Genomic DNA, 16,406 nt, shown 5'->3' with positions numbered 1-16,406 from the left:
AGTCCGTATCCAGACAAATAACATGAAAAAACCATGCAGACATGACGTATTCAATATAAATATTATAAAAACATAAAGTTAAGACCATCCACGCAAACAATAAAAAACATTGCAATCAAAAATAAATAATCCTTATTTATATAAGGACACAAATATAGAAATCATACCAATATCTACCACACATAAAACACATATTAGCCACAGTATATATTTTTTCGAATACAGCGTACCTGAAAGTATTGAACAAAAAAAACCACTTTAGCAAAACACCCTTCCCCCGTTTCAGGTACACTAACCCTCTTTGTTCCACAAACGTCAGGCATACCATGACCGATTTAATTGCTCGTCCCCGTCGCCTGCGCAAGTCACCTGCACTGCGCGCTATGTTTGAAGAGACAACACTGACCTTAAACGATCTGGTGTTGCCGATTTTTGTTGAAGAAGAGATTGATGACTACAAGGCCATTGATGCCATGCCGGGTGTGATGCGCATTCCGGAAAAACATCTGGCTCGTGAGATCGAACGTATCGCTAATGCGGGTATCCGCTCGGTGATGACTTTCGGGATCTCCCACCATACCGATGCCACCGGCAGTGATGCCTGGAAAGAAGATGGCCTTGTCGCCCGTATGTCCCGTATCTGCAAAGAGACGGTGCCGGAAATGATCGTCATGTCCGATACCTGTTTCTGCGAATACACGTCTCACGGCCACTGCGGTGTGCTGTGCGATCACGGTGTGGATAACGATGCGACCCTGCTGAACCTCGGCAAACAGGCCGTTGTTGCTGCTGCTGCCGGTGCTGATTTCATCGCACCATCCGCAGCAATGGACGGACAGGTTCAGGCGATCCGTCAGGCGCTGGATGCTGCCGGTTTCACTGACACCGCCATCATGTCCTACTCCACCAAATTTGCCTCCTCCTTCTACGGCCCGTTCCGTGAGGCAGCGGGCACGGCGCTGAAAGGCGATCGCAAAACGTATCAGATGAACCCACTGAACCGCCGCGAAGCCATCCGTGAATCCCTGCTGGATGAAGCCCAGGGTGCAGACTGCCTGATGGTTAAACCGGCTGGGGCGTATCTGGACATCCTGCGCGATATCCGCGAACGTACCGGGCTGCCGCTGGGTGCCTACCAGGTGAGCGGAGAGTACGCCATGATCAAATTCGCTGCGCTGGCGGGTGCGATCGACGAAGAGAAAGTGATTATGGAAAGCCTGGGTGCGATCAAACGCGCAGGTGCGGATCTGATCTTCAGCTACTTTGCGCTTGATCTGGCCGAGAAGAAAATTCTGCGTTAATCCTCTGTTGTGCCGGGTGGCGGCTTCGCCTTACCCGGCATCCTACTAATCTTCACCAAACTGCAATACAACAGACATCTCGTCCTTCTACTGTCTTCGCAAGACGGCAGGAGGAGTTACCATGTTTAGTCTCGACAATGTTCTCGATGACCTTTGGCCTCAGGCGAGGCCCGCACCCTGGCAAAAAAGTCTGTTAAAAAGACTGTTCTACGAAGAAGAATTCCAGCAGTTTGCCGCAAACCACCGCCACCTGAAGGGGCTGGATATGGTGGAGCAAGTTCTGGAGCACCTCGATATTCTCTGCACCGTTTCCGCCCGCGATCTCGAACAAATCCCCGAACATGGCCCGCTGGTCATTATTGCCAACCACCCGACCGGTACCCTGGATGGACTGGCGCTGCTGTATGCCGTTTCGCGCGTGCGTCGCGATGTTAAAGTCGTTACCAACCGAATGCTGACCCACCTGGAGCCGCTCAGCTCACTGTTTATCCCGGTGGATAATATGGGCGGTAAGACCGCAAAAACCTCACTGGTGCAGATGGAGCAACATCTGCAAAACGCCGGCGTACTGATCTTCTTCCCGGCAGGGGAAGTCTCGCGCCCGACGCGCAAAGGCATTCGCGATAAAAAATGGCACTCTGGCTTTATCAAACTTGCCGGCAAACTGCGCGCCCCCCTGCTACCGGTACATATTCAGGCGCATAACAGCCTGCTCTTCTACGCCAGCACCCTGGTGTCACCGACGCTCTCCATGCTGCTGCTGATGCAGCAGATGTTCCGTCGTCGCCACAGCCAGTTGCCGATTAAAATTGGCCAGCAGATTGCCTGGGACAACTGGTTTAGCCTCCCCCTTTCGTCACGTGAGATGGCCGAGCAGTGCCGTCAGCACGTGATGCGTCTTGGCAAGGGATTGCCTGGCGTCTTTAAAACCCAGTGTGCCATTGCGCGCCCGGAAGACCGGGCCACGCTGAAACGCGAACTGGCGCAGGCTGAGTGCCTGGGCAAAACCGGTGATGGCAAAACAATCTACCTGTGGCAGCGTAACGGCCAGGAGGAGGCTCCCCTCTTGCGTGAGCTGGGTCGCCTGCGTGAGATTGCGTTTCGCGCCGTGGGGGAAGGAAGCGGGAAACGCAGGGACACCGACAGCTATGATGATGATTATCTGCACCTGATCCTGTGGGATGAAGAGGATCTGGAGATTGTCGGCGCGTATCGCTTTATGCCGACGGCAAGGCAGGTTGAAAAACGTGGCACAGAGGGGCTGTACAGCTACAGCCTGTTCCACTACGACGACAAAATGCAGGATGTGCTGGAACACGGTATTGAGCTGGGACGCAGCTTTATTCAGCCACGCTACTGGGGACGTCGCGGCCTGGACTACCTGTGGTCGGGTATTGGCGCATATCTGGCACGTTATCCACACTACCGCTATCTGTTTGGCCCGGTCTCTATTTCTGGGGGACTACCGCCTGCCGCACGGGATCTGTTGGTGGCGTTTTATCGCCTCTGGTTCCCGGCGAGCCACCCGTTAGCGGCCTCACGCCAGCCTTATCCGGCGTCGTTACCGGACGTACTGGCGCAGTTTGGTGGGGTGGATTACGTTGACGACCTGACGAAGCTAAAATCCCTGCTCGGCAATCTGGGCTGTGGTATTCCGCCGCTCTACAAACAGTATTCTGAGCTGTGTGAACCCGGCGGCGTGCAGTTTATCGATTTTGGCAGCGATCCGGCGTTCAACAACTGCGTCGACGGGCTGGTACTGGTGGATCTGTGCTACCTGAAGGCGAATCGTTATCAACGGTATATCGAGGCGCATCTGTAGCCTTCTCCTGAAAACCGCAGCGGACAGTCCCCTCGCCCCTTTGGGACGAGTGTTAGGGTGAGGGGATCAAGGCGCACGGTAAAACGGCTTATCCCCCAGAATCGTCGCCCGCTGCATAATCCTTCGCTGCGGCAGATAGTCCGCATTGGCATAGTGCTGCGTCACGCGGTTATCCCAGATCGCCAGATCGCTCTCCTGCCAGTGCCAGCGCACCTGAAACTCCGGTTTGGTGATATGGGCGAACAGAAAGCCTAATAGTGCCTCGCTCTCTTTTTCCGTCACATCCACAATGCGTGTTGTGAATCCTTCATTCACGAACAGTGCCTGCTTGCCCGTTACCGGATGGGTTCTCACCACCGGATGCAGCAGCGGAGGATGCTTCGCAACCGCCTCCAGCCAGCGCTGGTGTTCCGCTTCCGTTTTACGGTACTTATATTCCTGGAACGATTTCTTAAAGTCGTGCTCCGCCCGCAGCCCGCTCAGCAACGTCTGGAATGGCGCAGACAGCGCCTCAAACGCCGCGATCCCGCTCGCCCACAGCGTATCGCCGCCGGTCTCCGGGAGCAGTTTCGCCGCGAGGATCGCTCCGGCGGGCGGCGTCTCGATAAAAGTCACGTCGGTGTGCCAGTTGTCGTTATCCGGCGGGTTATCGTTGTGGGTATCCAGAACAATAATCTCCTCCACGCCTTCCGCCTGCGGGTAAACCGGGTGGATATGCAGGTCGCCAAAACGCAGGGCCAGCGCGCGCTGCTGCTGGGGGGTGATCGCCTGCTCGCGCAGGAACACCACCTGATGGCGCAGCACCGCGTGATAGAGCTGCTCGAACTGGTTATCGCTCAGCGGACGGGTCACATCCAGGCCCGAAACCTGTGCGCCAATGTACGGCCCCAGCGGGGTAATGGTCAGACGTTCACTCATTGTATTTCTCCATGCCAGGGCGTCAGGCGACGCTGTAACGCGCGCAGCCCCAGTTCTAATCCGAAGGCGATCACGGCGATCACCGCGATCCCTGCCAGCACCACGTCAGTCGCCAGGAACTCTCCCGCGGACTGCACCATAAATCCTAATCCCCGCGTGGCGGCAATAAGCTCTGCCGCCACCAGCGTCGACCAGCCCACGCCAAGCCCGATGCGCAGTCCGGTTAAAATCTCCGGCAGTGCGCCCGGTAAAATGACGAACAGCAGCACCTGTGTACGGCTGGCACCCAACGACTGCGCTGCGCGGATCCGCACCTGCTGGGCACTTTTCACCCCCGCCAGGGCGGACATAGTCACCGGAGCAAAAATCGCCAGATAAATCAGCAGGATTTTTGACGTTTCACCGATGCCGAACCAGATCACCATCAGCGGCAGATAGGCCAGCGGCGGCACAGGGCGGTAAAGCTCAATCAGCGGATCGAGGATGCCGCGCACCGTCGGGCTTAAGCCCATCGCAATCCCCACAGGGATGCCGATAATGACGGCAGCCAGCAGCGCCACCAGAATACGTGCCAGACTGGCTCCCAGATGCTGCCAGAGCGTGGCATCCATAAAGCCCTGCGGCCCGGCAATGGTGATAAGTTTTGCCAGCACCTGTCCCGGCGGCGGCAGGAACAGCGGGCTGATCCACTGCTGCGCGGCAACCGCCCACCACACCACCAGTAACACCAGCAGCGTACCGACGCTCAATGTGATTTGACGAGAAAAAGGCCAGCGCAGCACCAGACGAGTACGGCGCATTTTTTCACTGAAGACGATGCTCATGAGAAGGCCTCCCGTTGTTCAAACACGCGGCTTAAGACGTATTCACGCTGTTCGATAAACAGCGGATCAGATTTGATGTTGCGCACTGGTTCCCCCGCCACATAACGACGGGCGAATTCGAGCGGCAACCGTTCGAGCACACGGCCCGGCCCCGGTGATAACAACACCAGTTCAGTGGCCATAAATACGGCTTCTTCGATGTCGTGGGTGATCAGTAGCACCTGCTTACCGGTTTCGTGCCACAGGCGCAGGAGCAGGGTTTGCATCTGCTCACGGGTAAAGGCATCCAGCGCCCCGAACGGCTCATCCAGCAGTAACAGCTGCGGATCCGCCGCCAGCGCGCGGGCAATCCCGACACGCTGCCGCTGGCCGCCGGAAAGCTGCCAGATAAAGCGTTTTTCCGCCCCTTCCAGACCCACTTTCTTCAGCATTTCCCGTGCCATTGCCAACCGTTTTTCGCGATTGATACCCGCAAGCTGGAGCCCAAATGCCACGTTTTCCTGCACGTTACGCCAGGGAAGCAATCCTTCGTTCTGGAAGACCACGCCGCGTTCAGCGCCGGGGTTTTCCACCTTTTTGCCTTCCAGTTGAATGGTGCCATGCTGGTACGGTACAAATCCGGCGATCAAATTCAGCAGCGTGGTTTTTCCGCAACCTGACGGGCCGAGTACGACCAGCAGCTCACCGCTGTCCAGCGTCAGGTTGATATCCTCCAGCGCAGACTTCCCGGCGTAATCAGCGTACAGATTTGTAATATTCAGCATCGCAACCTCCTTATTTCACAAAGCGATCGGTCACATACTGGCTGTAATCCGCCGCGACCGCCGGCACTTTGCCCTGCTCTTTCAGGAAGGTAGCAGTATCGACAATCGCTTTATTTACCGGCCCGGTCAGTTGCTGAACCTGCTGCGCAGGGGTCAGGTAGGTATTGCCCTTCACCAGCCCCGGTACGTCCGCTTCCGGTACACCGCTCAGGCGCGACAGTTTTTCCAGATTAGCAGGCTGCTTCAGCCATTCATCCGGGTTGCTGATGTACGGCTGCTGAGCGTCAATCGCGCTTTTGGCGAAGGCTTTTACCACCTCTGGATGTTTCCCTGCGAAGTCTTTACGCACCACCCACACGTCGAGGGTCGGCGCGCCCCACTGGCCGACTTTTTCGGAGTCGGTCAGCACGGTGCCGTCTTTTTCCAGCTCATTCACCGCAGGTGCCCAGACGTAAGCGCCATCAATGTCACCGCGCTGCCAGGCCGCGATAATCGCCGGTGGCTGCAGGTTGATAATTTGTACCTGACCCGGTTTGATGCCCCAGTGTTTGAGCGCTGCCAGCAGGCTGTAGTGGGTGGTGGAGATAAACGGCACGGCGATACGCTTGCCAATCAGATCTTCCGGTTTGGTGATGTTTTTCTTCACCACCAGCGCTTCAGAGTTACCGAGCTGGGATGCGAGCAGGAAGACTTCAATCGGCACCTGCTGGCTGGCCGCAACGGCCAGCGGGCTGGAGCCGAGATTACCAATTTGCACGTCGCCGGACGCTAACGCCCGCACGATGGCCGCGCCACTGTCGAACTTACGCCAGTCGACTTTCGCCCCGCTCTCTTTAGCAAAGGTATTATCCGCCTGCGCGACCTTCGCCGGCTCCGCAGAGGTTTGATACGCGACGGTAACCTCCACCGCCTGCGCCTGAAATGCCCACAGCGCCAGCGCGCCGAGTAGTGTAATTCGCGATGAAATTGCCATAGTGCCTGCTCCCCTTGTTGTTATGGGGGCAGTATTTCCGGTGCGAGAATTTTGATAAAGGAATAAAAACGAATCGCTAATAACGATTCGTTTTTAGATAAAAAGCGAGAAAGGATAGTGAATTTTGTGCGGTGTTTTTTCTCCCTCTCCCAGTGGGAGAGGACCGGGGTGAGGGCATCAGCCCGCACGATACCTCAGCGCAGCAGGTTCAGCTCAGCAATATCTTTTGGCGTCGTCCGACAGCATCCGCCAATCAACTTCGCACCCGCCGCCAGCCACTGCGGCAGGTATCCCGCCAGCGTTTCACACGCTTCACCGTGGTGATGCCAGGTTTTCGTCACCGCATCGTAATGTTCGCCCGAGTTCGGGTAGACCACCAGCGGTAGCGACGTCAGGCTGTGCAGATGCTTCAGCGCCGCCGTAGTGTTTTCCAGCGCAATGCAGTTAATGCCCAGTGCCACAATTTGCGGGTCGTTTTCCAGCACAGAAACAACGTCACGCAACGGCGTACCATCGCTTAAGTGCTCACTGTCACGCAGGGTAAACGAGAACCACGCCCGGGCACGGGGATACTCTGCCAGCAGTGCCGCCAGGGCTTTGATCTCCGCAAAGGACGGCAGCGTTTCGCAGGCCAGCAGATCAACCCCCGCATCCAGCAACGCCTCCACACGCGGACGGTGGAATGCCACAAATTCCTCTGCGCTACGTACATAATCGCCGCGATACTCTGAGCCATCAGCCAGATACGCGCCATACGGCCCCACAGAGCCTGCGACCAGCAGCGCACCCGCCTGCGCATTCTCCGCCAGATACGCCTCGCGCGCCTTACGCGCCAGCTCCACGCTTTTACCAATCAGCGTCCGGGATTGCGCCTCGTCAAGACCTCGCGCCGCAAAGCCCGCAGGCGTGGCCTGATAGCTGGCAGTGATCGCCACCTGTGCCCCCGCACGATAGTAGTCGAGGTGTACTTCGCGGATAAGCTCCGGGTTTTCCATCAGCACTTTGGCAGACCAGAGGCTGTCTGCCAGGTTACAGCCGCGCGCTTCCAGCTCCGTTGCCATCGCACCATCCAGCACCACAAACGGTTGTTTCTCAAGGATGGCGGTAAGCGAATTATTCAGCGACATGTTCAGGCTCCTGTGTTGCCAGGTTTCGGGTCAGGTAGTACGCACCATAACACAGGGCGACAAACGGCAATCCGCAGTAAAGCGCAATTCTCTGGCTCGGATCAAACGCCAGGCCAACACAGGCCACCACGCAGAGAATAAACCCGAGTACCGGTACCAGCGGATACCACGGCGCACGATACTGCAGCGCGGACAGCGGCTGGCCGGACTGCAGATGACGGCGACGAAAGACAAAATGCGACGCACAAATGCTAATCCACACCGCCACCACCGCAAAACCGGAAATAGCCGACAGGGCGACAAATACCGTGTCCGGTGCCACAACGCTTGAGAACAGCGCCAGAACACCACCCAGCATGGAAACCGAAATCGCCATCAGCGGTACGCCGTTTTTATTCACGCGGGCAAAGCAGCGCGGCAACGTTTTTTCATTCGAGAGCGACCACAGCATGCGACCAGAGGCATATAGCCCCGAGTTCGCCGCCGAGAGGATCGCCGTCAGAATCACAAAGTTAAAGATGTCCGCCGCGTACGGAATGCCGACTTTTTCAAACACCAGCACAAACGGGCTTTTTTCCACACCAGCCTGCTGCATCGGGATCAGCGCCGCCAGCACAAACACGGTACCAATAAAGAAGACAATCAGACGCGCGATGGTCGTACGGATCGCCACCGGAATAACCTTATGCGGGTTTTCGGTTTCCCCCGCGGCGATGCCAATCAGCTCGGTACCGGAGAAAGCAAAGTTCACCGCCACCATCGTCATCAGGATCGGCAGCCCGCCGTGCGGGAACCAGCCTTCAGCGGTGATATTGGCTAAGCCAGGCGCGGGAGAACCGTCCTGCATCGGGATAAAGCCAAAGATCGCCGCACCACCAAGGATAATAAAGGCAATAATAGTGATGACTTTCACCAGTGAGAACCAGAATTCGCCTTCGGCAAAGAAGCGCGTCGAGATGACGTTGAGGCCAAAAATCACCACGCAGAAAACCACACACCACGCCCAGACGGGTACCTGCGGGAACCAGTACTGCATGCAGAACCCGGCGGCGGTAAAGCTTGAGCCAAGCGCCACCGTCCAGGTGAGCCAGTAAAGCCACGCCACGGTATAGCCCGTCGCCGGGCCGAGATAGCGGGTGGCATAGACGTGAAACGCCCCGGTTTCCGGCATCGCGACGGAGAGTTCGCCCAGACACTGCATCACCAGCCAGACGACTAACGCACCAATCAAATACGCCAGCAGCGTTCCCGCCGCACCAGTGGTCGAAATGATGTAACCCGTATTGAAAAATAACCCTGTGCCAATCACGCCACCCAGCGAGAGCATAATCAGGTGGCGTGTTTTCATGGTGCGCTTAAGCTGCCCATTTTCTTGTTGTGTTTGCATATTACCTTCTATACGTATGGACATCTAAACATCCAAAGAAGGTATGTTATACCGTGATTGTTAATAAAATGCTAGCCATGAACCAGATACAGCCGGGCACGCCGCGCGCTGAGTCTGGGGTGGGTTGTCAGGATCACATAGAGAATGGGTCGCCAGGCCATAAGTACCTCCACAAGCAGATACTTACAGCATGGCGCGGGAGAATGAGATCCTCGGTCAGTCGAAAGTGTTATCTGTAACCATGTGGCTCATACGCCCGCCGTGGCTCCGGCGCGATATTGCACGGGCCTCCCCCCAAAAGCCGGGTCAGGCGTAGCCGCCATCCGGGGTGACAACCGTACAAGGATTGGTAAATCCTTAAATCAGTTCTATAGTCGTCACAGTTTCTTAGTTACAGGATCAACTAATGCGCTTTAACGGACTGACCAAAGGCTTCTTTATTTTCATCCTCGCCCTTGTGACATGGGCCTTCTTTGATGTGCTGTCGCCCTATTCCTCCGCAATTCTGTGGGCCGCCGTTCTGACCGTCATCTTTAACCCGGTGAAAAACAAACTGCGCGCCATGCTGGGGGACCGCAACGGGCTGGCTTCGCTGTTGACCATCGGCATTATCTGCCTGATCGTCTTTATCCCGTTGATGGTGATCTTCTCGTCACTCGCCATTGAGCTGAACGTGGTTTACACCAAGCTACAACAAAACAATACCCCGTTCCCGGAAGCGATCGCCCGTCTTTTTGCCCACCTGCCAGGCTGGGCCAGCGTGTTCCTGGCCGACCATAATCTGGACAGCGCGACGCAAATTCAGAAAAAACTCTCCGATGTGGCCTTGCAGGGTGGGCAGTACCTGGCAGGCAGTGCGTTTCTGATTGGCAAAGGGACGTTTGGCTTCGCAATCAGTTTCGGCATTATGCTTTATCTTCTGTTCTTTCTGCTCAAAGACGGGCCGTATCTGGTACGCCAGATCCTCGATTCCCTGCCCCTGTCTGATTTTGCCAAACAACACCTGTTCGCCAAATTTGTGGGCGTCTCACGGGCCACGGTCAAAGGCACGGCGGTGGTGGCGGTGGTTCAGGGCCTCCTCGGCGGGATTGCATTTGCCATTGTGGGCATCGACGGCAGCGTACTCTGGGGCGCACTGATGGCGTTCCTCTCGCTGGTACCTGCCGTAGGCTCGGCAATCGTCTGGGTACCGGCAGCCATTTTCCTGTTCGCCACACACCAGCTATGGCAAGGGCTGTTTATTGTCGGCTTCTTTGTGATTATCGTCGGGCTGGTGGACAATATCCTGCGTCCACTTCTGGTGGGTAAAGACACCAAAATGCCGGATTACCTGATCCTGATTGCAACGCTCGGCGGAATGGAAGTGTATGGTATTAATGGCTTTGTTATTGGGCCACTCATTGCCGCACTGTTTATCGCCTGCTGGAATCTCTTTTCCGGACGCGATCACGAAGGTAACGTCGATGAGCTTGATGCAGAATTTATAGAAGAAGGGAAAAGACCTACAGATTTATAAAAACATGACGATAAATCCCCCACAGGCGGCCTCTGGTCGCCTTTTTAGATCGCGAGAAAGTAGGTTTTTCCTATAATGCTATCAATGCTGTTTTAACCAACGCCGCTACAGGAATCGACAGGTGCGAATCGCCACAATGACTAACTGGGCATACGCTGTAACGGTATGTCTGACCATCGCCTCCGGTATCGTCATGCTGATGGCGTCCAATGCCGACAACGCTGAGCGTCATGCTGTCGAACAGCGGCAGCGCTTTGACCAGCTCACGGAAGATGTGGAAACAGATGCCTGGGCACAGTCCGATTTAGCTCGCCTGTACGTCATTAAAAAAGATCCGCAAACCCTTAATGAATACCACCAGTCAGAAGGTTACCTGAAGAATATCGAGCTGAAGCTGGAAAAACTGCGGGATAACGGCGCATCGGATGACGAACTGTTGCTGCTACGCGAAGGGGTAAAGATCATTGATGAGTTGCAGGACGAGCAACAAACAGCGCTCTCCAACATAGCGCAAGGTGAAGAGCAGCAGGCCGTTGCCCTGCTGTATGGCAAAGCCTATGAACAGGAAATGGAACGGGCGCAAAACCAGATCAACCATTTCCGGCAAATACTCGACAAGCGCATCATTGCCAACGTACAGGCCGCCACCAAAACATCAAAAGCGTTGCGTACCACGTCTGAAGTGATGGTCGGCCTGACTGCCCTGCTCTTCCTGTTCGTGATGGGCTTTATTATCAAGCGTCGCGTATTGCGCCCCGTGGTGCGCCTGAGCGACGTGGTACACCGCCTGGCATCACAGGATTACGCGGTTGAAACACCGAATTTCAACCAGATTGATGAAATCGGCGATATGGCGCAGGCCATTCGCATCTTCCGTGAAAATGGTCTGGCAAGGCAGCGACTGGAAAAAGAGCGCGATGCCGACTGGGCCATCCGTGAGCTGCTGGCGCGTATGACGCAACGCCTGCAGGGATGTGAGAGCTTCGCGGATGTCATTAACGTGGCGGAGCTGTTCGCCCCCAATATCGCGCCGGGCGTGTCCGGGCGCTTATACATTCTCGATCGCGATCCGTGGGAGATGCGCTGCTCGGCGGAATGGCTGTCACCCGAAGGTGACAAAACGGCGTTCAACCCTGATGAATGCTGGGCTATCCGCCGTGGGCAAAGCCATCCGCCGGTTAACGGCGAGCCGGACGTGACCTGTTATCACCTTCCGGGATCTTGCGCGCATCACTCACTGTGCGTGCCGCTCATCGCCCAGGGTGAGGCAATTGGTTTGCTCTCTTTCCAGAACATCACCTCCGAAACCGCGCCCTCCCGCGCTTATCTTGAATTGATGGCTGAAGCGCTGGGTCTGGCGTTGTCTAACCAGAGATTGCGTGACGCTCTGCTGGAAAAAGCGTTGTTCGATCCGCTTACCGGGCTGCGCAACCGTCATCATCTGGAAGACACGCTGCGTACCCAAATGGCACAGGCGATACGCAATAATGAGCCGGTGAGTTGTCTGATGATCGACATTGATCACTTCAAGAGCATTAACGATCGCTTCGGACACGAGGCGGGCGATCAGGTGATTAAGAGCGTAGCGACGATTATTCAGCGCGCCGTACATGAAAGCGGGCTTGCTTTCCGCTACGGTGGCGAAGAATTTCTGGCGCTTCTTGCCGGTGCAGATGAAGAGGTAGCCCACGACTGCGCGACGGATATTTATAACGGTGTGCGTGCGCTGTCGCTGCGCTATGGACTTTCTGAGATTGGCCCGGTGGATGTGTCGATCGGTATTGCCAGCTACCCACAGCACGCCCAGAGCGACAACCTGCTGCGCGCTGCGGATGTAGCCCTGTACCGGGCAAAAGAGCTGGGAAGAGCGAGGATTGTGAGCTTCGGGATGCTGGAGGCGGGGTAATCGTTAGCCCGCAACCGTTGGCTTCTCTTGCCAAAGGCTTTCTACTGGTGGTACCAGGGAGGATTACTGAGACACAGCGGTGGTTACTAATATCACCAGCAAATTTGATGCCCGTCAAAGGAATATGACTACATGGCTCAAGAATTTAACGGGCAAGTCGATACTCAATATGAAAATACGTCAGCATACCTTACCAGGGTGAACAGAGCCTTTTGCTAAATCAGCTGATATATCTGGCACAGATAATCGACACGGCCATTTAAGTTAAATTATTACATGGAGAGAAAATGAAAGTACGTCTTTTAGCAATGGTATCCGCATCTTTAATTCTTGCTGGCTGCGCAGGATCGGTAAAACCAGACACCGTAAAGGCGGCAAATGGTAGCTCAATTGAAATTTACAGCGTGTCCGCCATTCCAGAGCTGAATAACAATCGAGTGGCCGATAGTCACTTACGCGAAGTGACTCCGGCTCATGCAGCGGCCGGTATGGGGATCGCTGTGGTCGGCGCATTACTCGGAAGTATCAACAGTAGTGATTTTGATAAAGAGAACTATAAAGGAACAACAGTCGAAACGCTGGAGAACCCAACGAACAACTGGTTTATTCCAAAAGCCAAACAAAATATTACTCAGTGGATGAATGAAAAAGGTAACGGCCACCTCTATAAACAACCGCTGTATATTGGTAAGGCGACCTGGGCATTAATCTATAAAGATGCGAATGCTGCAACACCGCTTTACCAGCTAAAATATAAAGTTCTGTTCTATAAACGTCCGGAAAGCGGGAATATGTTCTCTGCATTTACAGTAGCAGAATGTACCCCAACACCTGTCGAGGCCCCATTGAGCGACTGGAATGCAAACAATTATAAGAAAGTTATCAGCGAAACTGAAAAATATATGAATAGCTGCTTGCTTGAACTGAATAATCAGCTTCCACGCTTGCTAAAACAGTAATACTCCCTACTGATCCCGACTCAGTGTTCTCACTTTGTTTTAATACGACTCGATGAGTCCTTCATCGAGTCGATTCAGATTCCATTATTACATAGCCGTCATGATGAGAAAAAGTTAACAGATTAACGTCCCGCAAGAATGATTTTACAGAAAAGTTCCAGAGAAAACACACCAGAAGGATCATTCTCCTGACCAGGAAGAATGGCAAGGTCAAGCATCCGGGTGTATCTCTGAGTCGTGGCGTTATATGTTTCTTTAGTGAGATCCATGTCCGAATGATAACCCAGTAACGTCAATATCTTTGACACATCTAACATATTACGTTCGCTGATCGAATCAAACCCCTGAAATGCGAGGTCGTGCGTAAGCGAAAAATTTGGAATAGCAGTAAAAAGCTTATCCTTTTCACTATCCGAAAACGTGTGATAGGTTCTCTGCAGTTTCTTAAACAGACAAGCTGTTTCATTAATAAAAACAGTTTCTTCCGGAACTTCAAACTCATTCAGAAGACCGGGATACGCCACTTCCAGCGCCCATAAATGGTTTGTCGAAATAGCAGTACGTATAAGCTCTGTGTCATAGCCATTTCGTAAATCAAAATGGTCAAAAAGATCACACATCATAAAAACACTCAGTTTATGCAGACCTTCAACAATCATGTTGCTTACCTCAATAGCCCCATTACAAGCCTTTCATGCTCTTGTACGAAATAAACATTCTGTTAATAACGTCCTGGAACATTTCCAAATCACTATTATTCATGCAAGACAGTAATTCATTCAGTTTCCTGTCCCGCTCGCTCATAGCTTTGGCAAGGATAATTTCTCCCGCCATGGTGAGCCGGACAATTTTCACTTTACGATTACCAGATTCTTTTTCACGTGTAATGAATCCGGCTAATAAGAGAAAATCCAGCGCTTCCGTGACACTTCGGGAGCTGAAGTTCAGACAATCCATGATGCTTGAAGCATAGCATTGTGGTGTATCTTGTATCACCTTCAACACACGCAATTTTGATAAGCTTAACGCCATTGGCAATAAAGCTTTATTAACTTCATTCCTCATCTCGTGATAAAGGACATTAAGTTTTTCAATCACACGAATAAGATCGTGCGATTGCTGCTTTTCGCTCATTCCGAAATACCTTTAAGTTTATATCTGAGAACCTTACCCACACCAGATTTAGGTAATGCATCAATATACTCAATATGTTTAGGCACTTTATATGATGTCACAAATTTTCGGCAGTAATCCCGAATATCACTTTCCATTGGCGTTATATCTGATGGCACGATAAATAGTTTTATCGCCTCGCCAGTAACATCATCCTGCACGCCTATTGCCACCGCCTCTTTGACTGATGGATGTTGCAGAACCACAGCTTCAATTTCAGCAGGGTAAACATTAAACCCGGAAACTATAATGATATCTTTCTTTCTGCCCTGAATAGTAATGACGCCTTGCCGATCCTGCACGGCGAGATCGCCTGTGAAATACCATCCATCTCTTAAAGCCTCATGAGTTTCTTCATCTCTTTTCCAGTACCCGGACATAACCTGAGGCCCTTTGACTGCGACTTCACCTTTTTCACCGGGTGAAACAGTATTCCCATCGGCATCAACCAGTTTTATCTGCGTCTCTGTCACGGCACAACCCACGTTACTCAGGCATTGCGTGGTTGCAAAAGACTGAACGGAAACCAGAGGAGAACACTCCGTCATGCCGTAACCCGCCAGAATCGGTTTTCCTGTCATGCCGAACCATTTCTCAGCCACCGGGCGAACCAGCTCCGTACCACCGCTAACGCAAAAATTCACTGCTGAGAAATCCAGTTCTGTAAATTTATGGTGGTTCAACAATGCGTTATAAAGCGTGTTAACCCCGGTAATGGCCGTAAATTTATACTTCATCATGGCACTGATGACGTCATCAATTTTTCTGGCATCTCTGATAAAAATATTCACTGCGCCAATCGAAAAGAAATAAAGGAAATTCACCGTTAGTGAAAAGATATGATACAAGGGCAATGCAGTTACAATTCGCTCTTTACCCTTTGTCAGATATTCACCGCAAACATGATGTAATTGATTGAGGTTTGCCGCGATATTGCCATGAGTCAACATTGCCGCCTTTGGAATTCCACTCGTGCCACCGGTATACTGAAGAAAGGCCAGGGTATTCTGTTTTACCTCGGGAGCGGTAAATGAACAAGACTGTCCCAAAAATATAATTTTTTCGAGAGTGGTGAGATTTCCCTTTTCATATGAGTCAGATAGACATTCATCCGGCGTGTCCGGAAAATCATCCATACCAACTTCAATAATATAAAGATTATCACCTTCCGGACATTTTTCTTTCAGTTCTGGTAACGTAATGATGGCCTTAGGACAACAGTCCATCATGTATTTTTCAATTTCATAGCGTGTCGAATTTGGGTTTATGTTAACAACGACCATCCCTGACCGTAACACCCCCATGACTGATATTGCATACTGTAATGAATTTGGAAGCATGATAGCAATACAATCACCACGCGTAAAAAAAGCTTCATTTTGTAACCATGCAGCGATATTTCTGCTGAGCTCGCCCATTTTTGCATAACTGACTATCGCATCGTTGCATATAATGGCAGGATAGCACTCATAAGTTATGCAAGATGATTCAAACATTTCGGTCAAAGTATGATGTTCTTTAGTTTGGTTCTGCTTCACCGCATTGCCTCCCGGTCATTGTCTTTAACTAATCTTTAACATTAGAGATGTTTAATCAAGAGCTGGAGTGGTGTTTTTTTATAAGTGGGAGTTTCCTCACTTATTTTAATTTCACGACGTTACTTCATGCTTCCACTATATTTCATAGTCACAACCCCATGATCAAATAACTCAAAAACACAATACCCCAACACTCCA

General features: G+C 52.7%; 14 protein-coding genes. 5 read left to right on the top strand and 9 right to left on the bottom strand.

The genetic code is table 11. From position 1 onward, the window contains the following. The first annotated feature begins 326 nt into the window (after positions 1–326). The gene (gene hemB / locus ACJ9N4_RS11840; protein ID WP_182919474.1) at positions 327–1,301 is read left to right on the top strand and encodes a porphobilinogen synthase; all 975 of its coding nucleotides are present in this window, start codon (positions 327–329) and stop codon (positions 1,299–1,301) included. A gap of 121 nt (positions 1,302–1,422) precedes the next feature. Beyond that, on the top strand, positions 1,423–3,123 hold the full coding sequence (locus tag ACJ9N4_RS11835) for a lysophospholipid acyltransferase family protein (RefSeq protein WP_182919473.1): 1,701 nt from the start codon (positions 1,423–1,425) through the stop codon (positions 3,121–3,123). 66 nt (positions 3,124–3,189) lie between these two features. Here ACJ9N4_RS11835 and tauD read toward each other — a convergent pair whose 3' ends face one another. The 6 genes from tauD to mmuP form a co-directional block, all read right to left on the bottom strand. Continuing rightward, complete coding sequence (tauD, locus tag ACJ9N4_RS11830) at positions 3,190–4,041, bottom strand: taurine dioxygenase (protein WP_182273884.1); 852 nt, start codon at positions 4,039–4,041, stop codon at positions 3,190–3,192. Next, a complete protein-coding gene (tauC, locus tag ACJ9N4_RS11825) occupies positions 4,038–4,865 on the bottom strand; it encodes a taurine ABC transporter permease TauC (protein ID WP_182273883.1) in 828 nt (275 codons plus the stop codon). The genes tauD and tauC overlap by 4 nt, the downstream gene beginning before the upstream one ends. Beyond that, entirely contained in the window at positions 4,862–5,629 is a 768-nt protein-coding gene (tauB, locus tag ACJ9N4_RS11820) for a taurine ABC transporter ATP-binding subunit (RefSeq protein WP_182919472.1), read from the bottom strand. Before tauB ends, tauC begins: the two co-directional genes overlap by 4 nt. Positions 5,630–5,639: 10 nt before the next feature. After that, positions 5,640–6,602: a taurine ABC transporter substrate-binding protein gene (gene tauA / locus ACJ9N4_RS11815; protein ID WP_182273881.1), complete on the bottom strand. Its 963-nt coding sequence runs from the start codon at positions 6,600–6,602 to the stop codon at positions 5,640–5,642. 194 nt (positions 6,603–6,796) lie between these two features. Then, positions 6,797–7,729, bottom strand: coding sequence for a homocysteine S-methyltransferase (gene mmuM, locus ACJ9N4_RS11810; protein ID WP_182273880.1), 933 nt, complete (start codon positions 7,727–7,729; stop codon positions 6,797–6,799). Next, positions 7,716–9,116: an S-methylmethionine permease gene (mmuP, locus tag ACJ9N4_RS11805; RefSeq protein ID WP_182273879.1), complete on the bottom strand. Its 1,401-nt coding sequence runs from the start codon at positions 9,114–9,116 to the stop codon at positions 7,716–7,718. The genes mmuM and mmuP overlap by 14 nt, the downstream gene beginning before the upstream one ends. Before the next feature lie 406 nt (positions 9,117–9,522). On the opposite strand from mmuP, the gene ACJ9N4_RS11800 reads away from it, so the two are divergent. The 3 genes from ACJ9N4_RS11800 to ACJ9N4_RS11790 all read left to right on the top strand — a co-directional run bounded on the left by ACJ9N4_RS11800 (position 9,523) and on the right by ACJ9N4_RS11790 (position 13,497). Beyond that, on the top strand, positions 9,523–10,632 hold the full coding sequence (locus tag ACJ9N4_RS11800; RefSeq protein ID WP_182273878.1) for an AI-2E family transporter: 1,110 nt from the start codon (positions 9,523–9,525) through the stop codon (positions 10,630–10,632). A gap of 121 nt (positions 10,633–10,753) precedes the next feature. After that, positions 10,754–12,538, top strand: coding sequence for a diguanylate cyclase (locus ACJ9N4_RS11795; RefSeq protein ID WP_182273877.1), 1,785 nt, complete (start codon positions 10,754–10,756; stop codon positions 12,536–12,538). Positions 12,539–12,825: 287 nt separating this feature from the next. Beyond that, positions 12,826–13,497 carry a hypothetical protein gene (locus ACJ9N4_RS11790; protein ID WP_182273876.1) on the top strand — a complete coding sequence of 224 codons (672 nt, stop codon included), beginning with the start codon at positions 12,826–12,828 and terminating at the stop codon, positions 13,495–13,497. Positions 13,498–13,619: 122 nt separating this feature from the next. Here the strand turns inward: ACJ9N4_RS11790 and ACJ9N4_RS11785 are convergent, their stop codons facing one another. From ACJ9N4_RS11785 to ACJ9N4_RS11775, 3 genes are read right to left on the bottom strand one after another with little or no spacing between them, the layout of a single operon-like run. Further along, a complete protein-coding gene (locus tag ACJ9N4_RS11785; RefSeq protein ID WP_182919471.1) occupies positions 13,620–14,156 on the bottom strand; it encodes a hypothetical protein in 537 nt (178 codons plus the stop codon). 22 nt (positions 14,157–14,178) lie between these two features. Then, complete coding sequence (locus tag ACJ9N4_RS11780) at positions 14,179–14,631, bottom strand: MarR family winged helix-turn-helix transcriptional regulator (protein ID WP_182273874.1); 453 nt, start codon at positions 14,629–14,631, stop codon at positions 14,179–14,181. Continuing rightward, positions 14,628–16,208, bottom strand: coding sequence for an AMP-binding protein (locus tag ACJ9N4_RS11775; protein WP_182273873.1), 1,581 nt, complete (start codon positions 16,206–16,208; stop codon positions 14,628–14,630). Before ACJ9N4_RS11775 ends, ACJ9N4_RS11780 begins: the two co-directional genes overlap by 4 nt. Between the last annotated feature and the right edge of the window lie 198 nt (positions 16,209–16,406).

Origin of the sequence: Enterobacter sp. LM3 (assembly GCF_046622475.1) — a bacterium.
Lineage (GTDB): Bacteria > Pseudomonadota > Gammaproteobacteria > Enterobacterales > Enterobacteriaceae > Enterobacter > Enterobacter cloacae_P.
The sequence above is the reverse complement of the archived record's forward strand: the minus strand, read 5'-3'. Positions and strand labels throughout refer to the sequence as shown.